Origin of the sequence: Alkalimonas sp. NCh-2 (assembly GCF_039631345.1) — a bacterium.
GTDB classification, from domain to species: domain Bacteria; phylum Pseudomonadota; class Gammaproteobacteria; order Enterobacterales; family Alteromonadaceae; genus Alkalimonas; species Alkalimonas mucilaginosa.
Genome location: NZ_JBDIUV010000003.1, coordinates 204,629 through 226,441, shown reverse-complemented (window position 1 = coordinate 226,441; position 21,813 = coordinate 204,629). Strand labels below are relative to the sequence as shown.

At 52.9% G+C, this 21,813-nt stretch carries 20 protein-coding genes; 16 read left to right on the top strand and 4 right to left on the bottom strand.

Annotation, left to right across the window (positions count from 1 at the left end; translation table 11 throughout):
• The first annotated feature begins 9 nt into the window (after positions 1-9).
• From ABC502_RS10165 to ABC502_RS10145, 5 genes are all read left to right on the top strand, one after another.
• A complete protein-coding gene (locus ABC502_RS10165; RefSeq protein ID WP_345915824.1) occupies positions 10-777 on the top strand; it encodes a MipA/OmpV family protein in 768 nt (255 codons plus the stop codon).
• Positions 778-1,019: 242 nt separating this feature from the next.
• A complete protein-coding gene (locus ABC502_RS10160; RefSeq protein WP_330088887.1) occupies positions 1,020-2,027 on the top strand; it encodes an isoaspartyl peptidase/L-asparaginase in 1,008 nt (335 codons plus the stop codon).
• Positions 2,028-2,131: 104 nt separating this feature from the next.
• Complete coding sequence (locus ABC502_RS10155) at positions 2,132-2,551, top strand: CBS domain-containing protein (RefSeq protein ID WP_330088886.1); 420 nt, start codon at positions 2,132-2,134, stop codon at positions 2,549-2,551.
• A gap of 76 nt (positions 2,552-2,627) precedes the next feature.
• Positions 2,628-6,533 carry an ATP-dependent RNA helicase HrpA gene (hrpA, locus tag ABC502_RS10150; RefSeq protein ID WP_345915977.1) on the top strand — a complete coding sequence of 1,302 codons (3,906 nt, stop codon included), beginning with the start codon at positions 2,628-2,630 and terminating at the stop codon, positions 6,531-6,533.
• Positions 6,534-6,645: 112 nt separating this feature from the next.
• Positions 6,646-6,945, top strand: coding sequence for a PilZ domain-containing protein (locus ABC502_RS10145; protein ID WP_330088885.1), 300 nt, complete (start codon positions 6,646-6,648; stop codon positions 6,943-6,945).
• Positions 6,946-7,008: 63 nt separating this feature from the next.
• Here ABC502_RS10145 and ABC502_RS10140 read toward each other — a convergent pair whose 3' ends face one another.
• Both ABC502_RS10140 and ABC502_RS10135 read right to left on the bottom strand, forming a co-directional pair.
• Positions 7,009-7,578 carry a YceI family protein gene (locus ABC502_RS10140; RefSeq protein ID WP_330088884.1) on the bottom strand — a complete coding sequence of 190 codons (570 nt, stop codon included), beginning with the start codon at positions 7,576-7,578 and terminating at the stop codon, positions 7,009-7,011.
• A 115-nt stretch (positions 7,579-7,693) separates the two neighbouring features.
• A complete protein-coding gene (locus ABC502_RS10135; protein WP_330088883.1) occupies positions 7,694-8,899 on the bottom strand; it encodes a class I SAM-dependent methyltransferase in 1,206 nt (401 codons plus the stop codon).
• 223 nt (positions 8,900-9,122) lie between these two features.
• Between ABC502_RS10135 and ABC502_RS10130 the strand changes: the two genes are divergently transcribed.
• The 5 genes from ABC502_RS10130 (at position 9,123) to prpF (ending at position 16,311) form a co-directional block, all read left to right on the top strand.
• Positions 9,123-9,806: a GntR family transcriptional regulator gene (locus ABC502_RS10130; protein WP_330088882.1), complete on the top strand. Its 684-nt coding sequence runs from the start codon at positions 9,123-9,125 to the stop codon at positions 9,804-9,806.
• Entirely contained in the window at positions 9,803-10,687 is an 885-nt protein-coding gene (prpB, locus tag ABC502_RS10125; protein WP_345915820.1) for a methylisocitrate lyase, read from the top strand. Before ABC502_RS10130 ends, prpB begins: the two co-directional genes overlap by 4 nt.
• 200 nt (positions 10,688-10,887) lie before the next feature.
• A complete protein-coding gene (gene prpC, locus ABC502_RS10120; protein ID WP_345915818.1) occupies positions 10,888-12,012 on the top strand; it encodes a 2-methylcitrate synthase in 1,125 nt (374 codons plus the stop codon).
• A gap of 262 nt (positions 12,013-12,274) precedes the next feature.
• Positions 12,275-14,863, top strand: a complete 2,589-nt coding sequence (gene acnD, locus ABC502_RS10115) for a Fe/S-dependent 2-methylisocitrate dehydratase AcnD (protein WP_345915817.1) — start codon at positions 12,275-12,277, stop codon at positions 14,861-14,863.
• 272 nt (positions 14,864-15,135) lie between these two features.
• A complete protein-coding gene (gene prpF, locus ABC502_RS10110; protein WP_345915816.1) occupies positions 15,136-16,311 on the top strand; it encodes a 2-methylaconitate cis-trans isomerase PrpF in 1,176 nt (391 codons plus the stop codon).
• 56 nt (positions 16,312-16,367) lie between these two features.
• On the opposite strand, the gene ABC502_RS10105 is transcribed toward prpF, so the two are convergent.
• Positions 16,368-16,634, bottom strand: a complete 267-nt coding sequence (locus ABC502_RS10105; protein WP_345915815.1) for a DUF2442 domain-containing protein — start codon at positions 16,632-16,634, stop codon at positions 16,368-16,370.
• 54 nt (positions 16,635-16,688) lie between these two features.
• Positions 16,689-17,654 carry an integron integrase gene (locus tag ABC502_RS10100; protein ID WP_345915814.1) on the bottom strand — a complete coding sequence of 322 codons (966 nt, stop codon included), beginning with the start codon at positions 17,652-17,654 and terminating at the stop codon, positions 16,689-16,691.
• Between the two features lie 240 nt (positions 17,655-17,894).
• Between ABC502_RS10100 and ABC502_RS10095 the strand changes: the two genes are divergently transcribed.
• The 6 genes from ABC502_RS10095 (at position 17,895) to ABC502_RS10070 (ending at position 21,608) form a co-directional block, all read left to right on the top strand.
• Complete coding sequence (locus ABC502_RS10095) at positions 17,895-18,197, top strand: YrhB domain-containing protein (RefSeq protein WP_345915813.1); 303 nt, start codon at positions 17,895-17,897, stop codon at positions 18,195-18,197.
• 78 nt (positions 18,198-18,275) lie between these two features.
• A complete protein-coding gene (locus ABC502_RS10090) occupies positions 18,276-18,740 on the top strand; it encodes a hypothetical protein (protein ID WP_345915812.1) in 465 nt (154 codons plus the stop codon).
• An 88-nt stretch (positions 18,741-18,828) separates the two neighbouring features.
• The gene (locus ABC502_RS10085) at positions 18,829-19,371 is read left to right on the top strand and encodes a hypothetical protein (RefSeq protein ID WP_345915811.1); all 543 of its coding nucleotides are present in this window, start codon (positions 18,829-18,831) and stop codon (positions 19,369-19,371) included.
• Positions 19,372-19,470: 99 nt separating this feature from the next.
• Positions 19,471-19,767 (top strand): hypothetical protein, encoded by a 297-nt coding sequence (locus ABC502_RS10080; RefSeq protein ID WP_345915810.1) that lies wholly within the window; start codon positions 19,471-19,473, stop codon positions 19,765-19,767.
• Between the two features lie 518 nt (positions 19,768-20,285).
• Positions 20,286-21,158: a DUF4145 domain-containing protein gene (locus tag ABC502_RS10075; RefSeq protein WP_345915809.1), complete on the top strand. Its 873-nt coding sequence runs from the start codon at positions 20,286-20,288 to the stop codon at positions 21,156-21,158.
• Between the two features lie 90 nt (positions 21,159-21,248).
• On the top strand, positions 21,249-21,608 hold the full coding sequence (locus ABC502_RS10070) for a hypothetical protein (RefSeq protein ID WP_345915808.1): 360 nt from the start codon (positions 21,249-21,251) through the stop codon (positions 21,606-21,608).
• Positions 21,609-21,813: the final 205 nt, after the last annotated feature.

Genomic DNA, 21,813 nt, shown 5'->3' with positions numbered 1-21,813 from the left:
GAGGCGTTTATGAGATACCGCTACACCCTTTGCACTACCTTCATCGCTGTGAGCTTGTTTTGGCAGCCATCTGCCAATGCTGATAACGAGACGGTCCGGCCTGAGCCGCGAGGTTTTATTTACGGAGTTGGCGTTGGAGTTAATCAGGAGCTGTATCAGGATTACCGCAGGCGGACAGTACCTATACCGGTGGTTGGCTACCGGGGCGATCGCTTATCGGTGTATGGGCCTTTTATCAGTTATGAGTTGCTGCAGCAGGACGGTTTGACACTAACGGCGCGGCTGGCCCCACGCTTTGCCGGTACCGATGCTTCAAAAAGCCCGGTCTTTGAAGGCATGCAAAAACGCAAAACCTCAATGGATGCGGGTGTTGGCCTGCGGTATGACTGGCAGAATATCCGGCTGGAAACATCCTGGCTGCACGATGTGCTTGGTAACTCCGATGGCTATGAAGTGCGCAATCGCATTGGTTACCAGCATCGCTTTGGCCCGGTTTTTGTTGAGCCGCATCTCAGTTTGGATTACAGCAACGCCCGGCTGGTGAATTATTACTATGGCGTCCGGCCGGAGGAAGTTACCAGCAACCGGCCGGCTTACCAGGCGGGCAGTGCCTGGAACCCCGGGGCTGGTGTGTCGGTAGCCACTCCCATTTTTTGGGGAGGCATGACCCGGTTAGGTCTGGATCATCGCTGGTACGATGATGCGATAGCCGACAGCCCATTGACGGATCGGCGCCGCGGTTTTCAGTTGTTTTTTAGTTTCAGCCGCTTTTTTTAATGATTGTGTTGCTGTTTTGCTTGGCTGACAGACAAAAAAAAGCGCCGGCAAGCGGCGCTAAAAATGTCAGCAGACAAGGTTGGTGTCTGGGTGTTACAAGGAACAAAGCCATGGTAGCGCTTTGGTGCATGCAAGAAGTTGATCTACCGCAAATCAGTTGCCGACAACCGCACAAATTTGTCAGCCTGGGCCAGATAGGTTACAAGTAAAGCACAAGATCCCATTTCAACAGGACATCCAAGATGCGCAAGACATTGTTAGCCGCTGTAACTACCGGATTAGTTGCCACAGTTGCAGTCGGGGCAGAATCTCCGATTGGTTTAGTGATCCACGGTGGGGCCGGCACCATAGAGCGGGCGAACTTATCGCCCGAGCAGGAACAAGCCTATCATGACGGCCTGCGACTGGCGCTGGAGCAGGGCTATGCTATTTTGCAAGCCGGTGGCTCCAGCCTAGATGCTGCCATCAAGGCGGTCACTATTTTAGAAGACAATCCGTTATTCAATGCTGGCAAAGGGGCTGTCTATACCTGGGATGAACGCCACGAACTGGATGCGTCCATTATGGATGGGGCCACCTTGAATGCCGGTGCGGTGGCTGGGGTCAGTACCGTCAAGAACCCTATTTTGCTGGCACACAAGGTGATGACGGAGTCGGTGCATGTGATGTTATCCGGCGCCGGTGCCGAGCAGTTTGCTGCAGAGAAGGGCCTGGAGCAGGTCGATAACAGTTACTTTAACACCGAGTTTCGCCATGAAGCGCTCAAGCGCATGAAAGCGGCTGAAGGCGCGGTGCCGCACCAGGCTAACGTGGTGCGTGATCCGAACTGGCAAATGGGCACGGTTGGCGCTGTGGCTATTGATCGCCAGGGCAATCTGGCCGCGGCGACCTCGACCGGTGGCATGACCGGCAAACGTTATGGCCGGATCGGCGACTCGCCCATTATTGGTGCTGGCAACTACGCCGACAACAGCAGCTGCGCCGTTTCTGCCACCGGTCATGGTGAGTACTTTATTCGTTATCAAGTCGCTTCCGATATCTGTGCCCGGGTGAAGTATCAGGGCGTTTCGGCTAAAACCGCAGCTGATGCGGTAATTCAGGATGTATTGCTGCCAGTCGGTGGCACCGGTGGTGTTATTGTGGTGGATGCCAAAGGAGAGCTTAGCTGGTCTTTTAATACCCCCGGCATGTACCGCGGCAAGATTGGCAGCAATCAACCGGCCTTGACGGCTATTTTTGCCGACGAGTAACTGGCTAAAAAGTCAGCAGTCAGTGGTTTTTTGCTGACTAAAATCCGGCAGTTTTGCCAGTTTCAGCTAGGCTTAAAGCAAGCAATATGTCTTCAGGAGGAAACATGGACTTACTGAAAGTAGGCGATTACATGAACAACCATCCGGTAACCTTTACCGCAGATATGACGGTGGAGCTGGCAGCCGATCGGCTCACCATCAGCAATCAGACCGGTGGCCCTGTGGTGGACGAACACAATAAAGTGATTGGCTTTTTATCCGAGCAGGATTGCCTGGCTTTGATGCTAAAATCCACCTACCACGACCAGCAGGTGGCGCATGTGCGCGATATTATGCAAACCGAGGTGTTGTCGGTCAAAGCGTACGATGGCATCATCGATTTGGCGCAAACCATGCTAAAGCTAAAACCCAAGTTGTATCCGGTGGTGGACGACAACAACCAGTTGCTTGGGATCATCAGCCGCAGCCATGTGCTGGCCGCCATCGATAAGGAAATGAATTCCCATTATCGCAAAGCCGTTTGATTGCAGCGCTTTGCGCTTCTTGCTAGCATAACGCCCTTATTCTGCTGAGGGCGTTTTTTTGTCTGAACCCAAGTCCATACCGAATCCACAGTCGCTCCACGAGTTGCAGCGACAGCTTTGTCTCGCCATGCAAAGAGATCAGTTCCGTTTGCAAAAGCGCCTGCATGGCCTGAAAAAAATCAGCGATGAGGCAAAGCGTAATAAAGCTCTCGCCACGATAGCACAGGATCTTGAGCGCTCGGTTGCCCTGCGCCAGCAACGAGCCAGCCAGGCCTTGCAACTGAACTATCCGGCCGAGCTGCCGGTGGTGGCAAAAAAAGACGACATCAAAGCGGCCATTGCTAAGCACCAGTTGGTGGTGATTGCCGGTGAAACCGGCTCGGGCAAGACCACCCAGTTGCCGAAAATTTGCCTGGAGCTGGGGCGCGGTGTTGCCGGCATGATTGGCCACACCCAACCACGGCGTTTGGCTGCACGCAGCGTTAGCAATCGCATTGCTGAAGAGCTGGGGGTAGAGCCTGGTAAAGAAGTCGGTTTTAAAATTCGTTTTGGCGATCATACTTCCGAGCAGACCCGGATTAAACTGATGACCGATGGGGTGCTGTTGGCAGAAATGCAGCAGGACCGTTTCTTAAATCAGTACGATACGCTGATTATTGATGAGGCGCACGAACGCAGCCTGAACATCGATTTTTTGCTGGGGTACCTGAAACAGTTGTTGCCAAAACGGCCGGATTTGAAGGTGATTATTACGTCGGCCACCATCGATCCGCAGCGTTTCTCCAAACACTTTAACGATGCGCCGGTGATTGAAGTCTCGGGCCGCACCTATCCGGTGGAAGTGCGTTACCGGCCTTTCGATGAAACGGCCGAGCAGAACGATAAAGATCGCGATCAGCTGCAAAACCTGTTCGATGCGGTGGAGGAGCTGTACCGCGAGCCGCCGGGCGATATTCTGGTGTTTTTAAATGGCGAGCGGGAAATTCGTGATATCGCCGATGCGCTGGAAAAGCTGAAATTGCCGCATACCGAAATCCTGCCGCTGTATTCGCGTTTAAGCGCCAGCGAACAAAACCGGGTGTTTCAATCGCACCCGGGCCGGCGCATTGTGCTGGCCACCAATGTGGCCGAAACCTCGTTAACGGTGCCGGGGATCCGCTATGTGATTGATCCCGGTACCGCCCGTATTTCCCGTTACAGTTACCGCTCTAAAGTGCAGCAGCTGCCGATTGAGCCAATCAGCCAGGCCAGCGCCAATCAGCGCAAGGGCCGTTGTGGTCGGGTTGCGGCTGGTATTTGCATTCGGCTCTACAGCGAAGAGGACTTTTTAAACCGGCCGGAGTACACGGATCCGGAGATCCTGCGCACCAACTTAGCGTCGGTTATTTTGCAGATGTTGTCCTTACGCCTTGGCAGCATCGAGGCCTTCCCGTTTTTGCAGCGGCCCGACAGCCGTTTTGTCACCGATGGCATCAAATTGCTGGAAGAGCTGGGGGCGGTTGAAACCAAACGCAAAGCCGGTCAGTTGCAAATGACCGAGCTTGGCCGTCAGTTGGCACGGTTGCCGATTGATCCCCGGCTTGGCCGCATGCTGCTCGAAGCGCCAAAACAGCAGGCGCTGAGTGAAGTGGTGGTGATCGTAGCAGCGCTTTCGATTCAGGACCCGCGTGAGCGGCCGCTGGATAAACAGCAAAAAGCCGATGAGCTGCACAGCCGCTTTGCCGATCAGGACTCGGACTTTGTCAGTTACCTCAAGCTCTGGCAGTACCTGCAACAGCAGCAGGAGGAATTGAGCAACAATCAGTTTCGCAAACTGTGCAAAACCGAGTTGCTGAACTACCTGCGGGTGCGGGAGTGGCAGGACCTGGTGTATCAGCTGACGCAACTGATGCAGGAGCTTGGTTTTCGCGCCAATCAGGCCACAGCAGGCTATGCCGAAATTCACCGCAGTCTGCTTAGTGGTTTGCTCGGCCAGATTGGCTGCAAAGATGCTGAAGCCGATTATCTGGGGCCGCGGCAAACCCGTTTTTACGCCTTTCCAGGCAGTCATTTATTTAAGCGCAAACCCAAATGGGTGATGGCGTCCGAATGGGTGGAAACCTCCAAACTCTATGCCCGCAGCCTGGCAAAAATAGAGCCGGACTGGGTGGAGCCGCTGGCCGAACACCTGGTTAGCCGCAGCTACAGCGAGCCGCACTGGCAGAAGAAGCGCGGGGCTGTTATTGCTTTTGAGCAAGTCAGTTTGTATGGCGTGATCATTGTCGGCAAACGGCCAGTGCTGTACAGCAACATCGATGCTGCGACCTGCCACCAGATCTTTATTCGTGAAGCCCTGGTGCATGAAGAGCTGGGACAGCAGGAAGCTTTTTTGGCGCACAATCGCAAGCTGCTGGATGAAGTGATCGCGCTGGAAGATAAAAGCCGGCGCCGTGATATTCTGGTGGATGAAGAAGATTTGGTGCAGTTTTACGCCAGTCGGGTGCCGCTGGAAGCCAATAACCGCGTTGATTTCAGTAAATGGTGGCAGCAAAAACGCAAAGATGACAAACGCTTTTTGCACTTTGACCCCGAAGCCTTGAAAAAACGCGCTGCCGATGACATCGGCGAAGGACAGTTCCCGGATGTATGGAGCCAGGGCAATCTGAAGCTGCCGCTAAGCTATCACTTTGCACCGGGCGAGCCGGACGATGGGGTTAGTCTGGTGATCCCGCTGGCGCTGCTGAATCAAATCAAGGATCAAGGCTTTGACTGGCTGATCCCGGGCCTGTTGCATGAGTTGCTGGTGGCGCTCATTAAATCCTTGCCGAAAAATTACCGCCGCCAATTTGTACCGGCACCCAATTACGCCGATGCTCTGTTGCAGGTGCTGCAACCTGGTCAGGGCAAGCTGCTGGAGGCGGTGACCGCACAGTTACGGCGGATGTCCGGCACCACCATCCCGGAGGATGCCTGGGACCTGGCCAGTTTGCCGGCTCATTTGCAGATGAATTTTAAAGTGGTTGATGCCAGCGGCAAGCTGATGGTGCAGGGACGTTCGCTGGCCTTGTTAAAACAGCAATTGCAGGGCGATGTGCAGCAAACCTTGAGCGAGGTGGCAGAGCCGGATATCGAGCAGCAACAGCTGACCGACTGGAGCTTTGGTCAGTTGCCCAGTGAGTATGTGCAGCTGCAGGCGGGTTACGAGATCAAGGCCTATCCGGCGCTGGTGGATGAGGGCGACTCAGTCGCCATTAAGCTGCTGGACCATGCCGCTTTGGCCAGGCAAACCAGCTTGCTTGGTCTACGCCGCTTGATATTGCTGAATATTCCGTCGCCGGTGAAATACCTGCAAGAGTCATTGCCGAACAAGGCCAAGCTTGGGCTTTATTTTAATCCTTTTGGCAAGGTGCTGGAGCTGATAGACGACTGTATTGCGGCGGCGGTGGATGCCATGCTGGCAGAGCAGGACTTTCCACACAACCAGGCGCAATTTACAACCATCAAAGAGCAGGTGCGGGCCGAGCTGAACGAGCGGGTGTTGGCCATCGCCTTGCAGGTGGAGCAAATTTTGTCGCTCGGTCACCAGATCCAAAAGCGCTTAAAGGGCAAGGTGGATTTAGCCCATGTTCAGGCGCAGGGGGAAGTCAAACAGCATCTGGCTAGCTTGCTGTTTAAAGGCTTTGTCAGCCAGCATGGCGCAGCCAGATTGGCGGATATACTGCGCTATTTAAAAGCGATGGAAAAACGACTGGAGAAACTACCGATAGATCCGCACCGTGACCGGTTGATGATGCACGATTACCAGCGCGCCGAAGAAGCTTATCAGGCCTTGCTGGGCCATTACAAAACCCTTGCTGTGTTGCCTGAGCCTGTGGCGGAGATCCGCTGGATGATAGAGGAGTTAAAAGTATCACTGTTCGCGCAAACCCTGGGCACGGCGTATCCAATTTCGCTCAAGCGGGTGCTCAACGCCATCAGTGACGCGAAGTCGTCGGCAGCCTGACGCCTAAATCTACCACCGTTTTCAATCCTGCCTTTACAGGCATGGGGGAAAGCTATATAACTAGTACGTCAGGTACAAACACATTAAGCAAGGACAAGCTGGGGGAGTAGTGATGTTAAACCAAAGTGATAAGCGCCATTTTTACCGTATGATGGTTAATGCCGATGTGCAACTGCTGATCAATGATCCGGAAGCAGGCCGAACCATTGATGGTATTTGCCGGGATTTAAGCGCTTCCGGCATGTCGGTCGATATTAATGAACCACTGGAAATGGGTACCATAATTCGAGTGCGTTTAGAATCAGCCAACAACAGCATACCGCCACTGGATGCGACCGCTAAAGTGATGCGCTGTGGCCAGGAAAGCGGGGATGGTTACCAGCTGGGACTGGCTTTTATCGATATGAATTAGCGTGTAACCAGGCAGCCAGGTATGATCCGGGCTGCACTGTTGTTGCGCTCGTTTTATTCGCAGTTACTTTTCAAACCGTACGGTAAAGGTCACAGGCACCATCGGGTTGATATTTTGCAGCCCGGCCAGATCGCGCAGCCGGTTTAAACCTTCCGTTAAACCAAATTGATCCCCGTTCACCATAATAGGCGCCTGGGTGTTTACTTGCAGGCTGTTTTCAGCCAACCGGGTAACCAGCACTTCGCTTTGCACCCGCTGTGTTTGACCAACGATGGTCAGTTGCAAGGGTACCCGCACCGTTTTGCTGCTGCCAATGGCTAAGTCGGCGATGGCATCCGGGCTGACAGTACCGGTAGCGGTAATCAGTGGGTAATCATCCAGTTTCAACAAATATTGCCACATGCGATCATCGCGGATTGGGATATGGGTTTGCAGGCTTGAGACGGCAATCTCGATCTGCAAGCTGCCATCAGCTTGCCAGCTGCCGCTAAGCTGCGAGAATTGATGGACTTCAGCGGCCACATCATTTTTTAACGAAACAAAATCCAACCGCGACGTACTGTTATCCAGCTGCCAGTTGGCACTGGCGCCAAGGCTGGTCGCAAGCAGCAAAGAGCAAAGCATTGTTTTCATGCAAATACCTATCTGTGTATGAACGGAAAAACTGTTGGCAGCATACCAAAAGGCTATGGCAACAAACACCCGCCGTTTGTGTGGAATTAGCGGGTGTTGGTGTTCAGTTACGCAGTTAAGGCAGGTAGCAGATCAATCCTTTTAAGTAATGACCTTCCGGGTAGAAGCTGGCGACCGGGTGATCGGCATCTTGCTGCATCCGCTCCACAAACAGGCAGTCGCGGCCGGCGTCCAGCGCTGCATCGGCCACCACTTTCTGGAACAAGCTGTCTTCCATCAGGCCAGAGCAGGAGAAGGTCAGCAGCAAGCCGCCTGGTTTTACCAATTGCATTGCCACCCGGTTGATGTCTTTGTAACCACGACAGGCGCCCATCAACTGGCCTTTGTTGTCGGCAAATTTCGGCGGGTCCAGAATCAGCAGATCAAACTGCTTGCCTTCTTCTTTGTACTGGCGCAGCAGCTTAAACACATCCTGTTTCACATGGCTGGCTTGCTCTGGCTGCAGGCCATTTAATGCTAATTGACGCTCAGACAAGGCGAGGGCGCTTTCAGAGGCATCGACGTTGATTACCTCTGTGGCACCACCAAGCAGAGCTGCTACACCAAAAGTACCGGTGTAGCTAAAGCAGTTCAGCACGGTTTTGCCGGCCGCCAGTTGGCGCAGGCGCAGGCGATTGGCACGCTGATCGAGGTAAAAACCGGTTTTATGGCCCTCGGCCACATCCACCAATATCTGCATGCCATGCTCACGAATGGTCACTTCGGTGCTTGCCAGTGGCTGATGCAGCCAGCCGGATTTGAGTTCCAGCCCTTCTTTTTTGCGCACCTCAACATCGGAGCGATCGTAGATGCTGCAACTGGGGTAGAGCGCTTTGAGCGCAGCCAGCAGATGCTTGCGATTGGCCTCGGCACCAGCCGACAGCAACTGACAGACCAGCACATCGGCAAAACGGTCAATAATAATGCCTGGCAGGTCATCGGACTCGGCCGCCACCAGCCGGTAGCCAGTGGTATCCTGACCGGCAAACCAGAGGCTTCTCAGGCCCTGCGCTCGCTGAATGCGTTTTTCAAAAAATGCCTGGTCAATGGCTTCACTCTGTTGCTCTGTCCAGACCCGTAAGCGGATTTGCGACTTTGGCGAATAGGCCGCCCGGCACAGCCATTTCTGATCAAAACTGACCACATCGACGGTATCACCGGCATTGGGGGTGCCTTTGACTGCATGCACGGCTTTGGAAAAGATCCACGGATGACGGCGTTTTAATGCTTTTTCCCGGCCAGCAGCCAGGGTGACGATGGGGTAGGTTTTTGCATTGGACATGGTGCGGTTCGCCAAAGAGTAAAGGGCGGTTATTGTACTTGAAACGGATGGCGGGATCATCTGTCAGCAGCAGAAAGCTGAAACTGGCATGATCTGGCTACAACTTTGGTGTTATTGTCGACAATCTTTGTGTTGCTTTGCTTGACAATCGGTCCAATAGCCACTAAAACTGCATTATCGTTTTTATCTGTCGACAATTTAGCGCGAGTGGTGTGGCAATTTGATGACAATGCAAAGTCCAATCTGGCGGATGCCGGTGACAGCAGCCGACCGTGTGCTGCTGGAAATACAGCGTGCCATTGTGGAAGGGGATATCCCGGCCGGCAGCAAAATAAGCGAGCCTGAACTGGCGCGGCGCTTTGATTTAAGCCGGGCACCACTGCGCGAAGCCCTGGCGCGACTGGAGCGCTGCCATCTGATTGAGCGCATCCCCAATGCCGGTGCCAGGGTCGTGACGCTATCGAAAGAAGGGCTGATTTCGCTCTATCAATTGCGTGAAGAGCTGGAAGGCCTGGCCTGCCGCCTTGCCGCCGAGCAAATGACCGATGCCGAAATTGCCGAAGTGCGCGCCTTGCTCGACCAGCACCTCAGCACACAGCGGGTGCGCGAAGGGGAAAGCTACTACCAGGAAGCGGGCGATCTGGATTTTCATTACCGCATTATTCTTGGCAGCAAAAATCCATACTTAATCAACATTTTATGTGATGAGCTATACTTTCTGGTCCGGATGTACCGGGTGCAGTTAGGCATGAACGGGCCGCGGGTGTCGCGGGCCTTTGATGAACACAAAGCCATCATCCATGCCATTGCCAACCGCGATGGTGAACTGGCCGATTTACTGATGCGCCGCCACATAGGCGCGTCACGGCGAAACATTGAATTGCAACTAACGGGGAATCAAGCATGAGCACTCATTTTAGCGCCGGAGCCCGGCTGCGTCAGGCCATTGTCGACCATCAACCTTTGCAACTGGTCGGCACCATCAATGCCTACACCGCCATGATGGCCGAGCGGGTGGGTCATAAAGCCTTGTATTTATCCGGTGCCGGTGTCGCCAATGCCTCCTTTGGCTTGCCGGATTTGGGCATGACTTCCCTGAACGATGTCTGTGAAGACATCCGCCGCATCACCGGCGCGACCGAAGTGCCACTCCTGGTCGATGCCGATACCGGCTGGGGCGGCGCTTTTAACATTGCCCGTACCGTGAAAGAAATGACCCGTGCCGGCGCTGCTGGTTTTCATATTGAAGATCAGGTGGCGCAAAAGCGCTGTGGCCACCGGCCGAACAAAGAAATCGTGTCGCTGGACGAAATGGTCGACCGGGTCAAAGCCGCGGTCGATGCCCGTACTGATGAACACTTCTTTATTATGGCGCGCACCGATGCGTTAGCGCAGCAAGGCGTGGATGCGGCCATTGAGCGGGCCCTGGCCTGCCAGGCCGCCGGTGCCGATGCCATCTTTGCCGAAGCCGTGCATACGCTGGAGCAGTACCAGGCCTTTACCAAGGCGCTGGATGTGCCGGTGCTGGCCAACATTACCGAGTTTGGCCAAACGCCCTTGTTCAACAAAGACGAGCTGGCCAGTGTTGGCGTGGCCATGGTGCTGTATCCACTGAGTGCCTTTAGGGCCATGAACAAGGCAGCATTAAAAGTGTACGAGAACATTTTGCAGCAGGGCGATCAGAAAGCGGTGATCGACGACATGCAAACCCGGATGGAGCTGTACGATTTTCTGAATTACCACAGCTTTGAAGAAAAGCTGGATCAGTTGTTTAGCCAGAAGAAGTAGTTGCCGGGTTATTGGCCGTCTGCCAATCTCTGTTGTGCTCGCCATAGCAACTCCTTCGCGCGAGCGCTCAGTCAGACATCCTCTGGCTGTGCCAACAGAATTGCCAGCCGGCCTTGTCGAGCTATCTTGACTAGCTTAGATAGTGCAGCAACTAAAAAAGCAGAACCTTATTAAATCAACAGAACAAGAGGACAACAATCATGGTCGATAAAGCTTTAGGTGGCGCAGGTCTGCGCGGACAAGTCGCAGGACAAACCGCACTTTGTACAGTCGGTCAATCCGGCTCTGGTTTAACCTACTATGGCTACGATATCTCTGAGCTGGCTGCTGTGGCCGAGTTTGAGGAAGTGGCGTACCTGCTGGCCCATGGCGAGTTGCCAAATGCAGGCCAACTGGCCGAATACAAAGCCCGGTTGAAGCAACTGCGTAAGCTGCCACAGGCATTAAAAGACGTGCTGGAGCGCATTCCGGCCAGCGCCCACCCGATGGATGTGATGCGTACCGGCTGCTCTATGCTGGGCAACCTGGAAACCGAAGCGGACTTTGGCGAGGCCGATCAGCACATCGAGCGGATGCTGGCGTTGTTCCCAGCCATCGTGGTGTACTGGTACCGCTTCAGCCACGATGGCGTGCGGGTAGAAACCGACACCGACGACGACTCCATCGGCGCTCACTTCCTGCATATGCTGCACGATAAAAAGCCAAGCCCGCTGCATGAAAAAGTGATGCATGCCTCGTTGATTCTGTACGCCGAGCACGAGTTCAATGCCTCGACCTTTACCGCTCGTGTTTGTGCCTCGACCTTGTCGGACATTCATTCCTGCGTCACCGGCGCCATTGGCTCTTTGCGCGGCCCACTGCACGGCGGTGCCAACGAAGCGGCGATGGAACTGATTGAAACCATGCGAAATCCGGACGAAGCCGAGCAAACCCTGCTGGGCATGCTGGAGCGCAAAGAAAAAATCATGGGCTTTGGCCATGCGGTCTACCGTGAAAAAGATCCGCGCAATGCCATCATCAAGCAGTGGTCGGAAAAACTGGCGGCTGAGTTTGGCGACAGCCGTCTGTACGATGTGTCGGTGCGCTGCGAAGAAGTGATGTGGCGTGAGAAGAAATTGTTCTGCAACGCCGATTTCTTCCATGCCTCGGCCTATCATTTTATGGGCATCCCGACCAAGCTGTTTACCCCGATTTTTGTGATGTCACGGGTCAGCGGCTGGACGGCGCATGTAAAAGAGCAACGTGCCAACAACCGTATTATTCGCCCAAGCGCCGATTACACCGGCCCGGCACCACGGCCGGTACCGCCGATTGCTGAGCGTTAACTAAAGGCAATAAACATTGAAGCAAACCACAGCGAAGGGGAAGGACCAGGACAAGGACAGCCCCTTCGCTGGCTAGTGCCCGTCCAGAAAGGCGGGTACTAGCGCAGCGCAGGGATGCGCTGCCATTTTCATTGCGTGATAACGCATTGAAAATGTGAGACAAATGAAAATCGCAATTTTCATTTGTCGTTCCAGAATAAGGGCAGGAGCCCGTTTCTGGATGAAAACTAGCTAATTTCACCCACTACGACCGGGCATGCTGATGAATACCAATTACCGTAAACCACTGCCAGGCACCCAACTGGACTACTTCGACGCCCGAGCGGCGGTTGAAGCCATTCAGCCCGGTGCCTACGATACCCTGCCATACACCTCGCGGGTGTTGGCAGAAAACCTGGTGCGCCGCTGCGATCCGGCCATGCTGACCGATGCGCTGCGCCAGTTGATTGAACGGAAAAAAGAGCTGGATTTCCCCTGGTTTCCGGCCCGGGTGGTCTGCCACGATATCTTAGGTCAGACTGCGCTGGTCGATTTGGCCGGCCTGCGCGATGCCATTGCCGAGCAAGGCGGCGATCCGGCCAAAGTAAACCCTGTGGTGCCAACCCAGTTGATCGTCGATCACTCGCTGGCCGTCGAGCACGCCGGTTTTGATAAAGACGCTTTTGCCAAAAACCGCGCCATTGAAGATCGGCGCAACGACGATCGCTTCCACTTTATCAACTGGACCAAAAAAGCCTTTAAAAACGTCGATGTAATTCCGCCAGGCAACGGCATTATGCACCAGATCAATCTGGAGCGGATGTCGCCGGTGGTGCACGCCAAAGACGGCGTGGCTTTCCCGGATACGCTGGTCGGTACCGACAGCCATACTCCTCATGTCGATGCGCTTGGCGTCATTGCCATTGGTGTGGGTGGTCTCGAAGCCGAAAGCGTGATGCTGGGCCGGGCCTCCTGGATGCGGCTGCCGGATATTATTGGCGTCGAGCTGGTGGGCAAAGCCCAGCCTGGCGTGATGGCGACCGATCTGGTGCTGGCACTGACCGAGTTTTTGCGCAAAGAAAAAGTGGTCTCCAGCTACCTGGAATTCTTTGGCGAAGGGGCCGACAGTCTGAGTCTGGGCGACAGGGCTACCATTTCCAATATGACGCCGGAGTACGGTGCTACCGCGGCGATGTTCTCCATCGATCAGCAAACGCTGGATTACCTGACGCTGACCGGCCGTGAGCCGGAGCAAGTCAAGCTGGTCGAAACCTACGCCAAAGCCACAGGCCTTTGGTCCGACAGTTTAAAAACCGCTCAGTACGAGCGGGTGCTGCGCTTTGATTTATCCAGCGTCGGCCGCACCATGGCCGGGCCTTCCAACCCGCATGCCCGTTTGAACACCAGCGATCTGGCGGCGCGTGGCATTGCAGCTAGCTATCAGCTGGAAGAAGGCAAGATGCCGGATGGCGCTGTGATTATTGCCGCCATTACCAGCTGCACCAACACCAGCAACCCGCGCAATGTGATTGCCGCCGGCTTGCTGGCCCGCAATGCGAACCAAAAAGGCTTAAGCCGCAAGCCCTGGGTTAAAACCTCGCTGGCTCCTGGCTCCAAAGCGGTGCAGCTGTACTTAGAAGAAGCCGGCTTGCTACCCGAGCTGGAGCAGCAGGGCTTTGGCATTGTTGGCTTTGCCTGCACCACCTGCAACGGCATGAGTGGCGCTTTAGATCCTGTGATCCAGCAAGAAGTGATCGAGCGCGATCTGTACGCCACCGCCGTGCTGTCGGGCAACCGCAACTTCGATGGCCGGATTCACCCTTACGCCAAGCAGGCGTTTTTGGCATCACCACCTCTGGTAGTAGCTTACGCCATTGCCGGTACCATTCGGTTTGATATTGAAAAAGACGTGCTGGGCCATGACAGCGAAGGCAAGCCGGTGACGCTAAAAGACATCTGGCCAAGCGATGCCGAGATTGATGCTGCGGTCAAAGCGGCGGTCAAACCCGAGCAGTTCCGCAAAGTCTATGAGCCGATGTTTGATGTGAGTGTCGATTACGGCGAGCAAATCAGCCCCTTGTACGACTGGCGGCCGCAAAGTACCTACATTCGCCGCCCACCGTATTGGGAAGGGGCGCTGGCAGGTGAGCGCAGCTTATCCGGCATGCGGCCTTTGGCGGTGCTGGGCGATAACATCACCACCGATCATTTGTCGCCATCGAACGCCATTATGCTCGACAGCGCTGCTGGTGAGTACCTGGCCAAGATGGGGGTGCCGGAGGAGGACTTTAACTCTTACGCCACCCACCGCGGCGATCACCTGACCGCTCAGCGTGCGACCTTTGCCAACCCCAAGTTGTTTAACGAAATGGTAGTGGAAGACGGCAAGGTGAAGCAGGGCTCACTGGCGCGGATTGAGCCGGAAGGCAAAGTCACCCGGATGTGGGAAGCCATTGAGACCTACATGGAGCGTAAGCAGCCGCTGATCATCATTGCCGGTGCCGATTACGGCCAGGGCTCGTCGCGTGACTGGGCTGCCAAAGGTGTGCGGTTGGCTGGGGTGGAAGCCATTGCTGCCGAAGGCTTTGAGCGCATTCACCGTACCAATTTGATTGGTATGGGCGTGCTGCCGCTGGAGTTTGAGCCAGGCACGACCCGCAACACCCTTGAAATTGACGGCACCGAGACCTTTGATGTGCGCGGTGAGCGCACGCCAGGGGCGACGCTAACGCTGGTGATCCACCGCACCAATGGCGACAGGGTTGACGTACCGGTGCGTTGCCGGTTGGATACCGCTGAAGAAGTGTCGATTTACGAGGCCGGTGGGGTGTTGCAGCGTTTTGCTAAGGACTTTTTGGAAGGAACTGCGTAACAGTATACCGGGGCCTTGGTTGGGCTCCGGTTGCAATGCCACGAAAAGCTCGCCACAGCAACTCAGTCGCTGCAGGCGCGCTCCTTCAGACATTCTGTGTCGACTTTTCATGGCATTCCAACCTACGTGAACAGTCCAGTGTTTCGTTAGATCAACTGTGAGTACAAATGATGACAGCGCCACAAATTAAAATTCCAGCCACCTACATGCGTGGCGCTAGTTCCCTCTACCGCTGAGGTTCCGCCCGGTAGTTCAGTTTTATGGAGACAACCATGTTTCAACCACAGATCCGTATACCAGCCACCTATATGCGTGGCGGAACCTCGAAAGGGGTATTTTTTAAGCTGGACGATTTGCCAGAGCAGGCGAGGGTGCCTGGCCCGGCGCGGGATGCACTGCTGCTGCGCGTGATTGGCAGCCCGGACCCGTACGGCAAACACACCGATGGCATGGGTGGGGCCACCTCCAGCACCAGCAAAACGGTGATTTTAAGCAAAAGCAGCCAGCCGGAGCATGATGTCGATTATCTGTTTGGTCAGGTCGCCATCGACAAGGCCTTTGTCGACTGGAGCGGCAACTGCGGCAACTTAACGGCAGCGGTTGGCTCTTTTGCCATCAGCAATGGCTTGGTCGATGCCAGCCGTATTCCGCACAATGGTCTGTGCACGGTGCGGATTTGGCAAGCCAATATTGGCAAAACCATTATTGCCCATGTGCCAATCACCAACGGTGAGGTGCAGGAAACCGGCGACTTTGAACTCGATGGGGTGACCTTTCCGGCGGCAGAAGTGGTGATCGACTTTATGGATCCGGCCGATGCCACCGGCGCTATGTTCCCAACTGGCAATCTGGTTGATACGTTGGACGTCCCCGGGGTAGGCAGTTTCCCCGCCACCTTTATCAACGCCGGCATCCCGACCATCTTTTTAAATGCCGCCGATCTGGGCTTTGATGGCACCGAGTTGCAAGATGCCATTAATGGCAGCGCTGAAATATTACAGCGCTTTGAAACCATTCGGGCTTATGGCGCACGGCAGATGGGGCTTATCAGCGATATAGCCGAAGCCGCCAGCCGCCAGCATACGCCGAAAATTGCCTTTGTTGCGCCGCCAAAAAGCTACAGCGCATCCAGTGGCAAGGCGGTAGCAGCTGCGGATATCGATTTGCTAGTACGGGCGCTTTCTATGGGCAAACTGCACCATGCCATGATGGGCACCGCGGCTGTTGCCATTGGCACGGCCGCTGCGATACCAGGCACTTTGGTCAACCTGGCTGCCGGGGGCGGTAAGCTCGATGCAGTGCGCTTTGGCCATCCCTCCGGGACGCTTAGGGTAGGGGCCGCAGCCGAGCAGCAAAACGGTGATTGGGTGGTGACCAAAGCCAGCATGAGTCGAAGCGCCCGGGTGCTGATGGAAGGCTGGGTGCGGGTGCCTGGGGATTGTTTTTAAAACAGAGCATTCAAATAACTAAAGGCGCTACGGCGCCTTTTTGAGTTATAAAAAGATCAGCTGTTTGCAGTCAGCTTTGGCTGAGCATCCGTCCGTTGGCACTTGCTATAGACAAATTCCGGATCAAGATCGACACCACACTGCCATTCGATGGTGTCAAAGGATACGAATACTTGCTGAAATGCGCCAAGCTCGTTAAGACGTTTGAACACACCAAAGTCAAGGTAGGGTTGCATATCCAAGGTACCATGCTCGCCATTGGAAAACTCGACAGAAAGCTGGAAGTTTTCAAGTGGCGTAACCTTTTTGACCGATGGCTGCATGCTTATTCCTCTAACTTCAGTGGCTGAATTATAGCGAACTTTGGCTGTTTTAAGCTACAGCAACTGCGACAACGGGCTTTTCACGCCGCTGGCACCACGATTGAGCACATGGGTATAAATTTGAGTGGTGCGTACATCGGTATGGCCCAGCTGCTCTTGCACGGTACGGATATCGGCACCGGATTCTAGCAAGTGGGTGGCGAATGAATGGCGTAGGGTGTGGCAGGTGACATTTTTACGAATTTCCGCTTTGCGGGCGGCGATTTTGATTTCACGCCGTACACAGGATTCATCCAGATGATGCCGACGAATGCTTTTTGATTCTGGATCCAGGCTGAGTTCTATCGACGGAAACAAGTAATGCCAGCCTAGCTGCTTGGGAGCGCTCGGGTTTTTGCGTGCTAGTGCAAAGGGAAGCCAGACCCCGGCATACACAGGGTTCGCCAGATCTGCCTGAAAATACTGCATCACATGCTGAGTTTGTTGCTTCAAGCTTGTAACCAATTCGGGCGCAAGTGTAACCCGGCGGTTTTTGTTGCCTTTCCCCTGCCAGACCATCACCGACAGGTAATCGTAATCAATGTCCTGCACCCGCAGCCGAACAGCTTCCATTAAACGCAAACCACTGCCATACATCAGTTGCGCAATTAATTTGTACTTTGGATCGATCAATCGTAAAAGTGCAGCAACCTCAGGCCGGGTTAGCACCACCGGAAGCTTAGGGCTCACCTGAGAGCGGTTAAACTGAAGGTTAAGCGACAGTGGCTTTTGCAGTACCTTGCTGTACAAAAAACTAAGTGCATTTAAAGCCGTTGCCTGTGTACGAGGCGCTACATGGCGCTGATTGGCTAAATAGTTTAAAAACAGCTCGACATCAGCATCACCCAGCTTGGCAGGGTGCTGTTTTTTACTAAACAGGATGTAAAAGCGGATCCAATAAATGTAAGTATCCACCGTTCGCCTGGCATAACGACGAACCGTCATAAACTCTGCTACGTGATCAAGAAATGGTGAAGCCATTGCACGAACCTCAAAAACAAGCATGTATAAATAAACAGTGGTCAGTAAATTTATTGTAAGCAAGTCGCTTGCAGGGGATATCCCTGCTTTTTGCAAAAAAAATTTACACCTTCGTTATGAAGTTGTTGATTTGGCGCAGGTAGTTCGCTAGATTGATGAAATCGAAAAAAGATAGAAGGGAAAATCCCGCGGGGAAAGAAGGGATTTTCCAAACTACTAAGCTGTTAAGCAGTCATAGCCATGATCACTAGAGAGCAAGCTGAAGAGTTGGTATCCAGGCAGGTATGTGGCCCACATGAATGGTTACCCACTGATGATGAGATTGTACTCGTCCATAGTGCAACTATTGAAAAGCACTGGGGCTGGGTGTTTTTTTACACATCCAAAAAATGGATCGAAACCCAGGACACACAATATGCCTTGGCTGGAAGTGCGCCCGTTATAGTGGAGCGCGATACGGCGAAATTAATACAAACCGGCACAGCTCATAGTCCAGAGCATTACATCGAACGCTATGAGCTGACAGGTAATCCGCATGCTTAACAAACGCAGGCACTGGGACAAAATTCCGCTGCGCTACAATTTTGCCCGTGCTGCGGGCGTTAGCTTTCAGGAGAGCCTATGGATTGGTTGACGTTTTGGGCTGAGGCAATAAAAGCGCTAAGTTGGCCCGTTTCTATTGTTATAGTGGCCGCAATATTTAAAAAGGAACTCCCAGCCATGCTTCGAAATATAAAGCGGATTAAGGCTGGAGGTGTTGAGATTGAAAGGCTAGAAAAAGTTGCGGAAGCAGTCGAGAGTAAGCTGGATGAAGGTGATGACAATGAGGAAGGCGATCAACCTGAAGATTCCGTTCAGCTGACCCAAACCGAGCAAAAAGTCTTATCTGCAATTATTGAAAGCCGTTTTGCTATGCGCTCCGTTACAGGTGTCTCGAAGGAAACAGGCCTAAACAGGGCCACTGTCAATCGGACATACTCGGAACTTATTGCTAAGGGTTTACTTGAGCAAACACGGAATAGTGAGGGCAAGTTACGCTGGTATCCCACAAATTTGGGGCGTAAGTTGCTGGCCCACACAAGCTAACAATCACAGGCACTGCGACGGCTTTTCCGTTGCGGCTTCGCCTTCACTACAAAGCCGCGCGTGCTGCGGGCGTTAGCTGGATGAAAGTATGGCCATCGACTACATAGGTACCTTTTTTACAGACGAAGGCTTCGACTTCACTGGGCTACTGAATGCAGACTTTTTTGAGCCAATTCGCATTCTTTTCCGCGCAGAGCATTATGTTTCAGCTACCAAGCTTTTAGTAGTTGCGATCGATTCTGTCGCTTACGTCGAATTCGGCGATGGAGAGCGCAATCCATTTGTGGCCTGGCTGTACCGGTATGCGAACCTCGGTCCTATCGGAGTTACCCCTGAAGAGCTTTGGGAGCAACGGAACTCATTGCTTCATATGAGTAACCTCGACTCAAGAAAGGTTAAGAAAGGAGAAATCAGGCGGCTTGTTGCTTATGTCGGTGGGTCACCTTTAGATGCACCGCGAAGCAGTGAGACCATGGGCTACTTCAATCTACAACACTTGATAGTAGAGTTTGGACATGCCTGTGGCAGGTGGTGCGACACATATGATAAAGATCGAGCTAAGATTGATCAGTTCGTAGAGAGATACGATCTAATCGCATCAGATGCACGAATGATGAAGGTCCATGTATGAGTTCACCAGCTAACAATGCCAAGCACAGCGACAACTTTTTCGTTGCGGCTTCGCCTTACTAAAAAGCTGCGCGTGTTGGCAGCGTTATGCAGGCCGTACATGAATAGAGCTTTAAGTATCTCATTACTGGTTCAACTGCTATTGATCGCGGGATTCCTGGGGCTCGCATGGCAAGCGGATCAAGTAATGGATAAATCCGGTATCGGGGATGTAGAAGCTTGGCGTCGCTTTAGTGCTTTCGCCGGTATCGCTTTCTATGGCTTCGCATTTTTATGGTTGGCCACGATTATTCTGTCGCTTGCTGGTCGAGTCTTCCGAACATCAAAGGCCCAGCTTGCGATTGGGTTGCCGCCGTTAGCTCTGGCTACGGGCTGGTGCCTTTCGTGGGTGATCTAGCAATGCATAACAATCGCAGGCACAGCGACGGCTTTTTCATTGCGGCGGCGCCTCCATTGCAAAGCCGCGCGTGCTGCGGGCGTTAAGTGTCTATGAGATCAGAGCACGAAATTAAGTTAATGCTACATGCCCAAAGTGCGCTACTTGGTGAGGTGGCGCCATCATTTAGGGCAGTATCTTTCGAACTATCTCCCGACGGAGAAGACTTAGTTGCACGCTTTATTTTCGATGGTGAGCCAAGTGCCGATGCTAAAGAAGTCGCGAGTGTTGCACTTACCAATCTGCTCTCAAATTACCCCAAGAATCATCGGAGTTATAAGGAAGAAATGCTAGCCGTTCCATATCCCGAAGAAATGGAGCATCTATCTTTGTTAGTGTATTTAAGGAACGAGGACGAGTGGAATTCATGGTCAAAGTTATACAAAAACACTTAACAAACAAAGTCAAAGCGACGCGTACCGCGCGCTTGCTTTGAGCGTTAGCTATTTTGTCGCATATCCTCGAATAAGGTTCTAAAAATGACAAAAATCAGAAGTTATTGCAGAAACTGTGAGCAAGTGACAAACCACAGTGTACTGGCTGAAAAAACTGAATCCTCTCGGGGGGATTATGACTTTGATCAGGCTTACCAAATCGTCGAATGCCTTGGGTGTGATACAAAGTCATTTAGAGATGTTTTCGAAGAGGTTGAGCACGCTTATCAAGTTTCTGAGGATGAATGGGAGGTTCCAACAACAATTACGGTCTATCCAAGGTTTATAAACGGGCATCGCAGCCTGAATGGTGACTACTATTTGCCCAGCTTGGTAGGCAGAATTTATAAAGAAGTATTACTAGCGCTCCAAGAAGATGCACTAATTCTCGCTGGTTTAGGGCTTAGGGGGACAGTTGAAGCTGTATGCAATGATCTAAACATTAGCGGCAGAAACTTAGAGGCTCGCATATCAAAGTTGGCAGCTGCTGGATACATCTCAAGAAGAGATGCTGAACGGCTTCATGGCATTAGGTTCATGGGGAATGATGCTGCGCATGAAATAAAAAAACCAAAATCTGAACAACTTTCCGTCGCACTTAAAATTGTGGAACATTTGTTATCTAGCGTGTATATCCTCGAACAAGAGGTTCAAGGAAAAATTGAAACGCTAATAACGGAACTCCCAGGTTTTGTATGCATTATCAAAGAGAAAGTTAAACATTTATCGAAGGGAGATGAGCTCCCAATTATAGGGCTTCTTGGTCGAGATATTAGGCGTGTTAAGGACTCTCTTCCAAACTTAGAACCTGAATTAATTTTAAAAATTGATGGCGGAGAAATCCCATTTCTTACGAAAGGGAAAGTCGACAAATATGAAAATTCAAAGCATGACCTTCAGCATTATGTCGTGCAATGAGCTAACAAATTACTGCACCGGAAAAATAACTCGCTCGCGCTCGTCATTTTCTGGTGAGTAAAGCGTTAAATGCTGATCGGAGCAGCACAGATGACAAAATTGAATCGAAGTGCGGATTGTGGTAATTCACCCAAAAACAAGATGGTGGAAGACATAGGTATCGCGTTAGAACGGCGTGACGCTGAGTTTGTTTCCTCTATCCTTGATTATGAAGCTGTATGGGGTTATACCGGCAGCATAACGACTACGGCGGAGAAAATTCTTAATACTCTTAGTGGCTTGGATAAACCGGCTGCCTTGACCATAGATCACGTAATGTCCCACGGAAAAGTCGGTGCTGTGAATGGCTTTTCCGAACGCGGCAAAGGTAAGCAGCGCTTTTGCCACATCATCGAGTTTACGTCGACGAAATGCAGTCGAGTCAAGCGGATTGAGTCGTATGGTGGTTGAGGCAGAGTGCGCATCTAACAAGCACATTATGTCGCCACTACGTGGCTCGGACGGCTTACGTTTCGCTCGTTCCTCGCTACATTTCAGCCGCCGCATATGTGTGCGTTAGCAGCTTTCGGGGTGTTTAGGGGCGTAACGGTTTTTTGTAATGGCATTGCTCGCGTTTCGTTTTTTAAGCGGGTAAGCCAAAAGGTTAAGCCCGCCA

Coding starts and splice junctions, on each gene's coding strand:
- ABC502_RS10165 (WP_345915824.1), top strand. CDS start 10: ATGAGATACCGCTACACCCTTTGCACTACCTTCATCGCTGTGAGCTTG.
- ABC502_RS10160 (WP_330088887.1), top strand. CDS start 1,020: ATGCGCAAGACATTGTTAGCCGCTGTAACTACCGGATTAGTTGCCACA.
- ABC502_RS10155 (WP_330088886.1), top strand. CDS start 2,132: ATGGACTTACTGAAAGTAGGCGATTACATGAACAACCATCCGGTAACC.
- ABC502_RS10145 (WP_330088885.1), top strand. CDS start 6,646: ATGTTAAACCAAAGTGATAAGCGCCATTTTTACCGTATGATGGTTAAT.
- ABC502_RS10140 (WP_330088884.1), bottom strand. CDS start 7,578: ATGAAAACAATGCTTTGCTCTTTGCTGCTTGCGACCAGCCTTGGCGCC.
- ABC502_RS10135 (WP_330088883.1), bottom strand. CDS start 8,899: ATGTCCAATGCAAAAACCTACCCCATCGTCACCCTGGCTGCTGGCCGG.
- ABC502_RS10130 (WP_330088882.1), top strand. CDS start 9,123: ATGACAATGCAAAGTCCAATCTGGCGGATGCCGGTGACAGCAGCCGAC.
- prpB (WP_345915820.1), top strand. CDS start 9,803: ATGAGCACTCATTTTAGCGCCGGAGCCCGGCTGCGTCAGGCCATTGTC.
- prpC (WP_345915818.1), top strand. CDS start 10,888: ATGGTCGATAAAGCTTTAGGTGGCGCAGGTCTGCGCGGACAAGTCGCA.
- acnD (WP_345915817.1), top strand. CDS start 12,275: ATGAATACCAATTACCGTAAACCACTGCCAGGCACCCAACTGGACTAC.
- prpF (WP_345915816.1), top strand. CDS start 15,136: ATGTTTCAACCACAGATCCGTATACCAGCCACCTATATGCGTGGCGGA.
- ABC502_RS10105 (WP_345915815.1), bottom strand. CDS start 16,634: ATGCAGCCATCGGTCAAAAAGGTTACGCCACTTGAAAACTTCCAGCTT.
- ABC502_RS10100 (WP_345915814.1), bottom strand. CDS start 17,654: ATGGCTTCACCATTTCTTGATCACGTAGCAGAGTTTATGACGGTTCGT.
- ABC502_RS10095 (WP_345915813.1), top strand. CDS start 17,895: ATGATCACTAGAGAGCAAGCTGAAGAGTTGGTATCCAGGCAGGTATGT.
- ABC502_RS10090 (WP_345915812.1), top strand. CDS start 18,276: ATGGATTGGTTGACGTTTTGGGCTGAGGCAATAAAAGCGCTAAGTTGG.
- ABC502_RS10085 (WP_345915811.1), top strand. CDS start 18,829: ATGGCCATCGACTACATAGGTACCTTTTTTACAGACGAAGGCTTCGAC.
- ABC502_RS10080 (WP_345915810.1), top strand. CDS start 19,471: ATGAATAGAGCTTTAAGTATCTCATTACTGGTTCAACTGCTATTGATC.
- ABC502_RS10075 (WP_345915809.1), top strand. CDS start 20,286: ATGACAAAAATCAGAAGTTATTGCAGAAACTGTGAGCAAGTGACAAAC.
- ABC502_RS10070 (WP_345915808.1), top strand. CDS start 21,249: ATGACAAAATTGAATCGAAGTGCGGATTGTGGTAATTCACCCAAAAAC.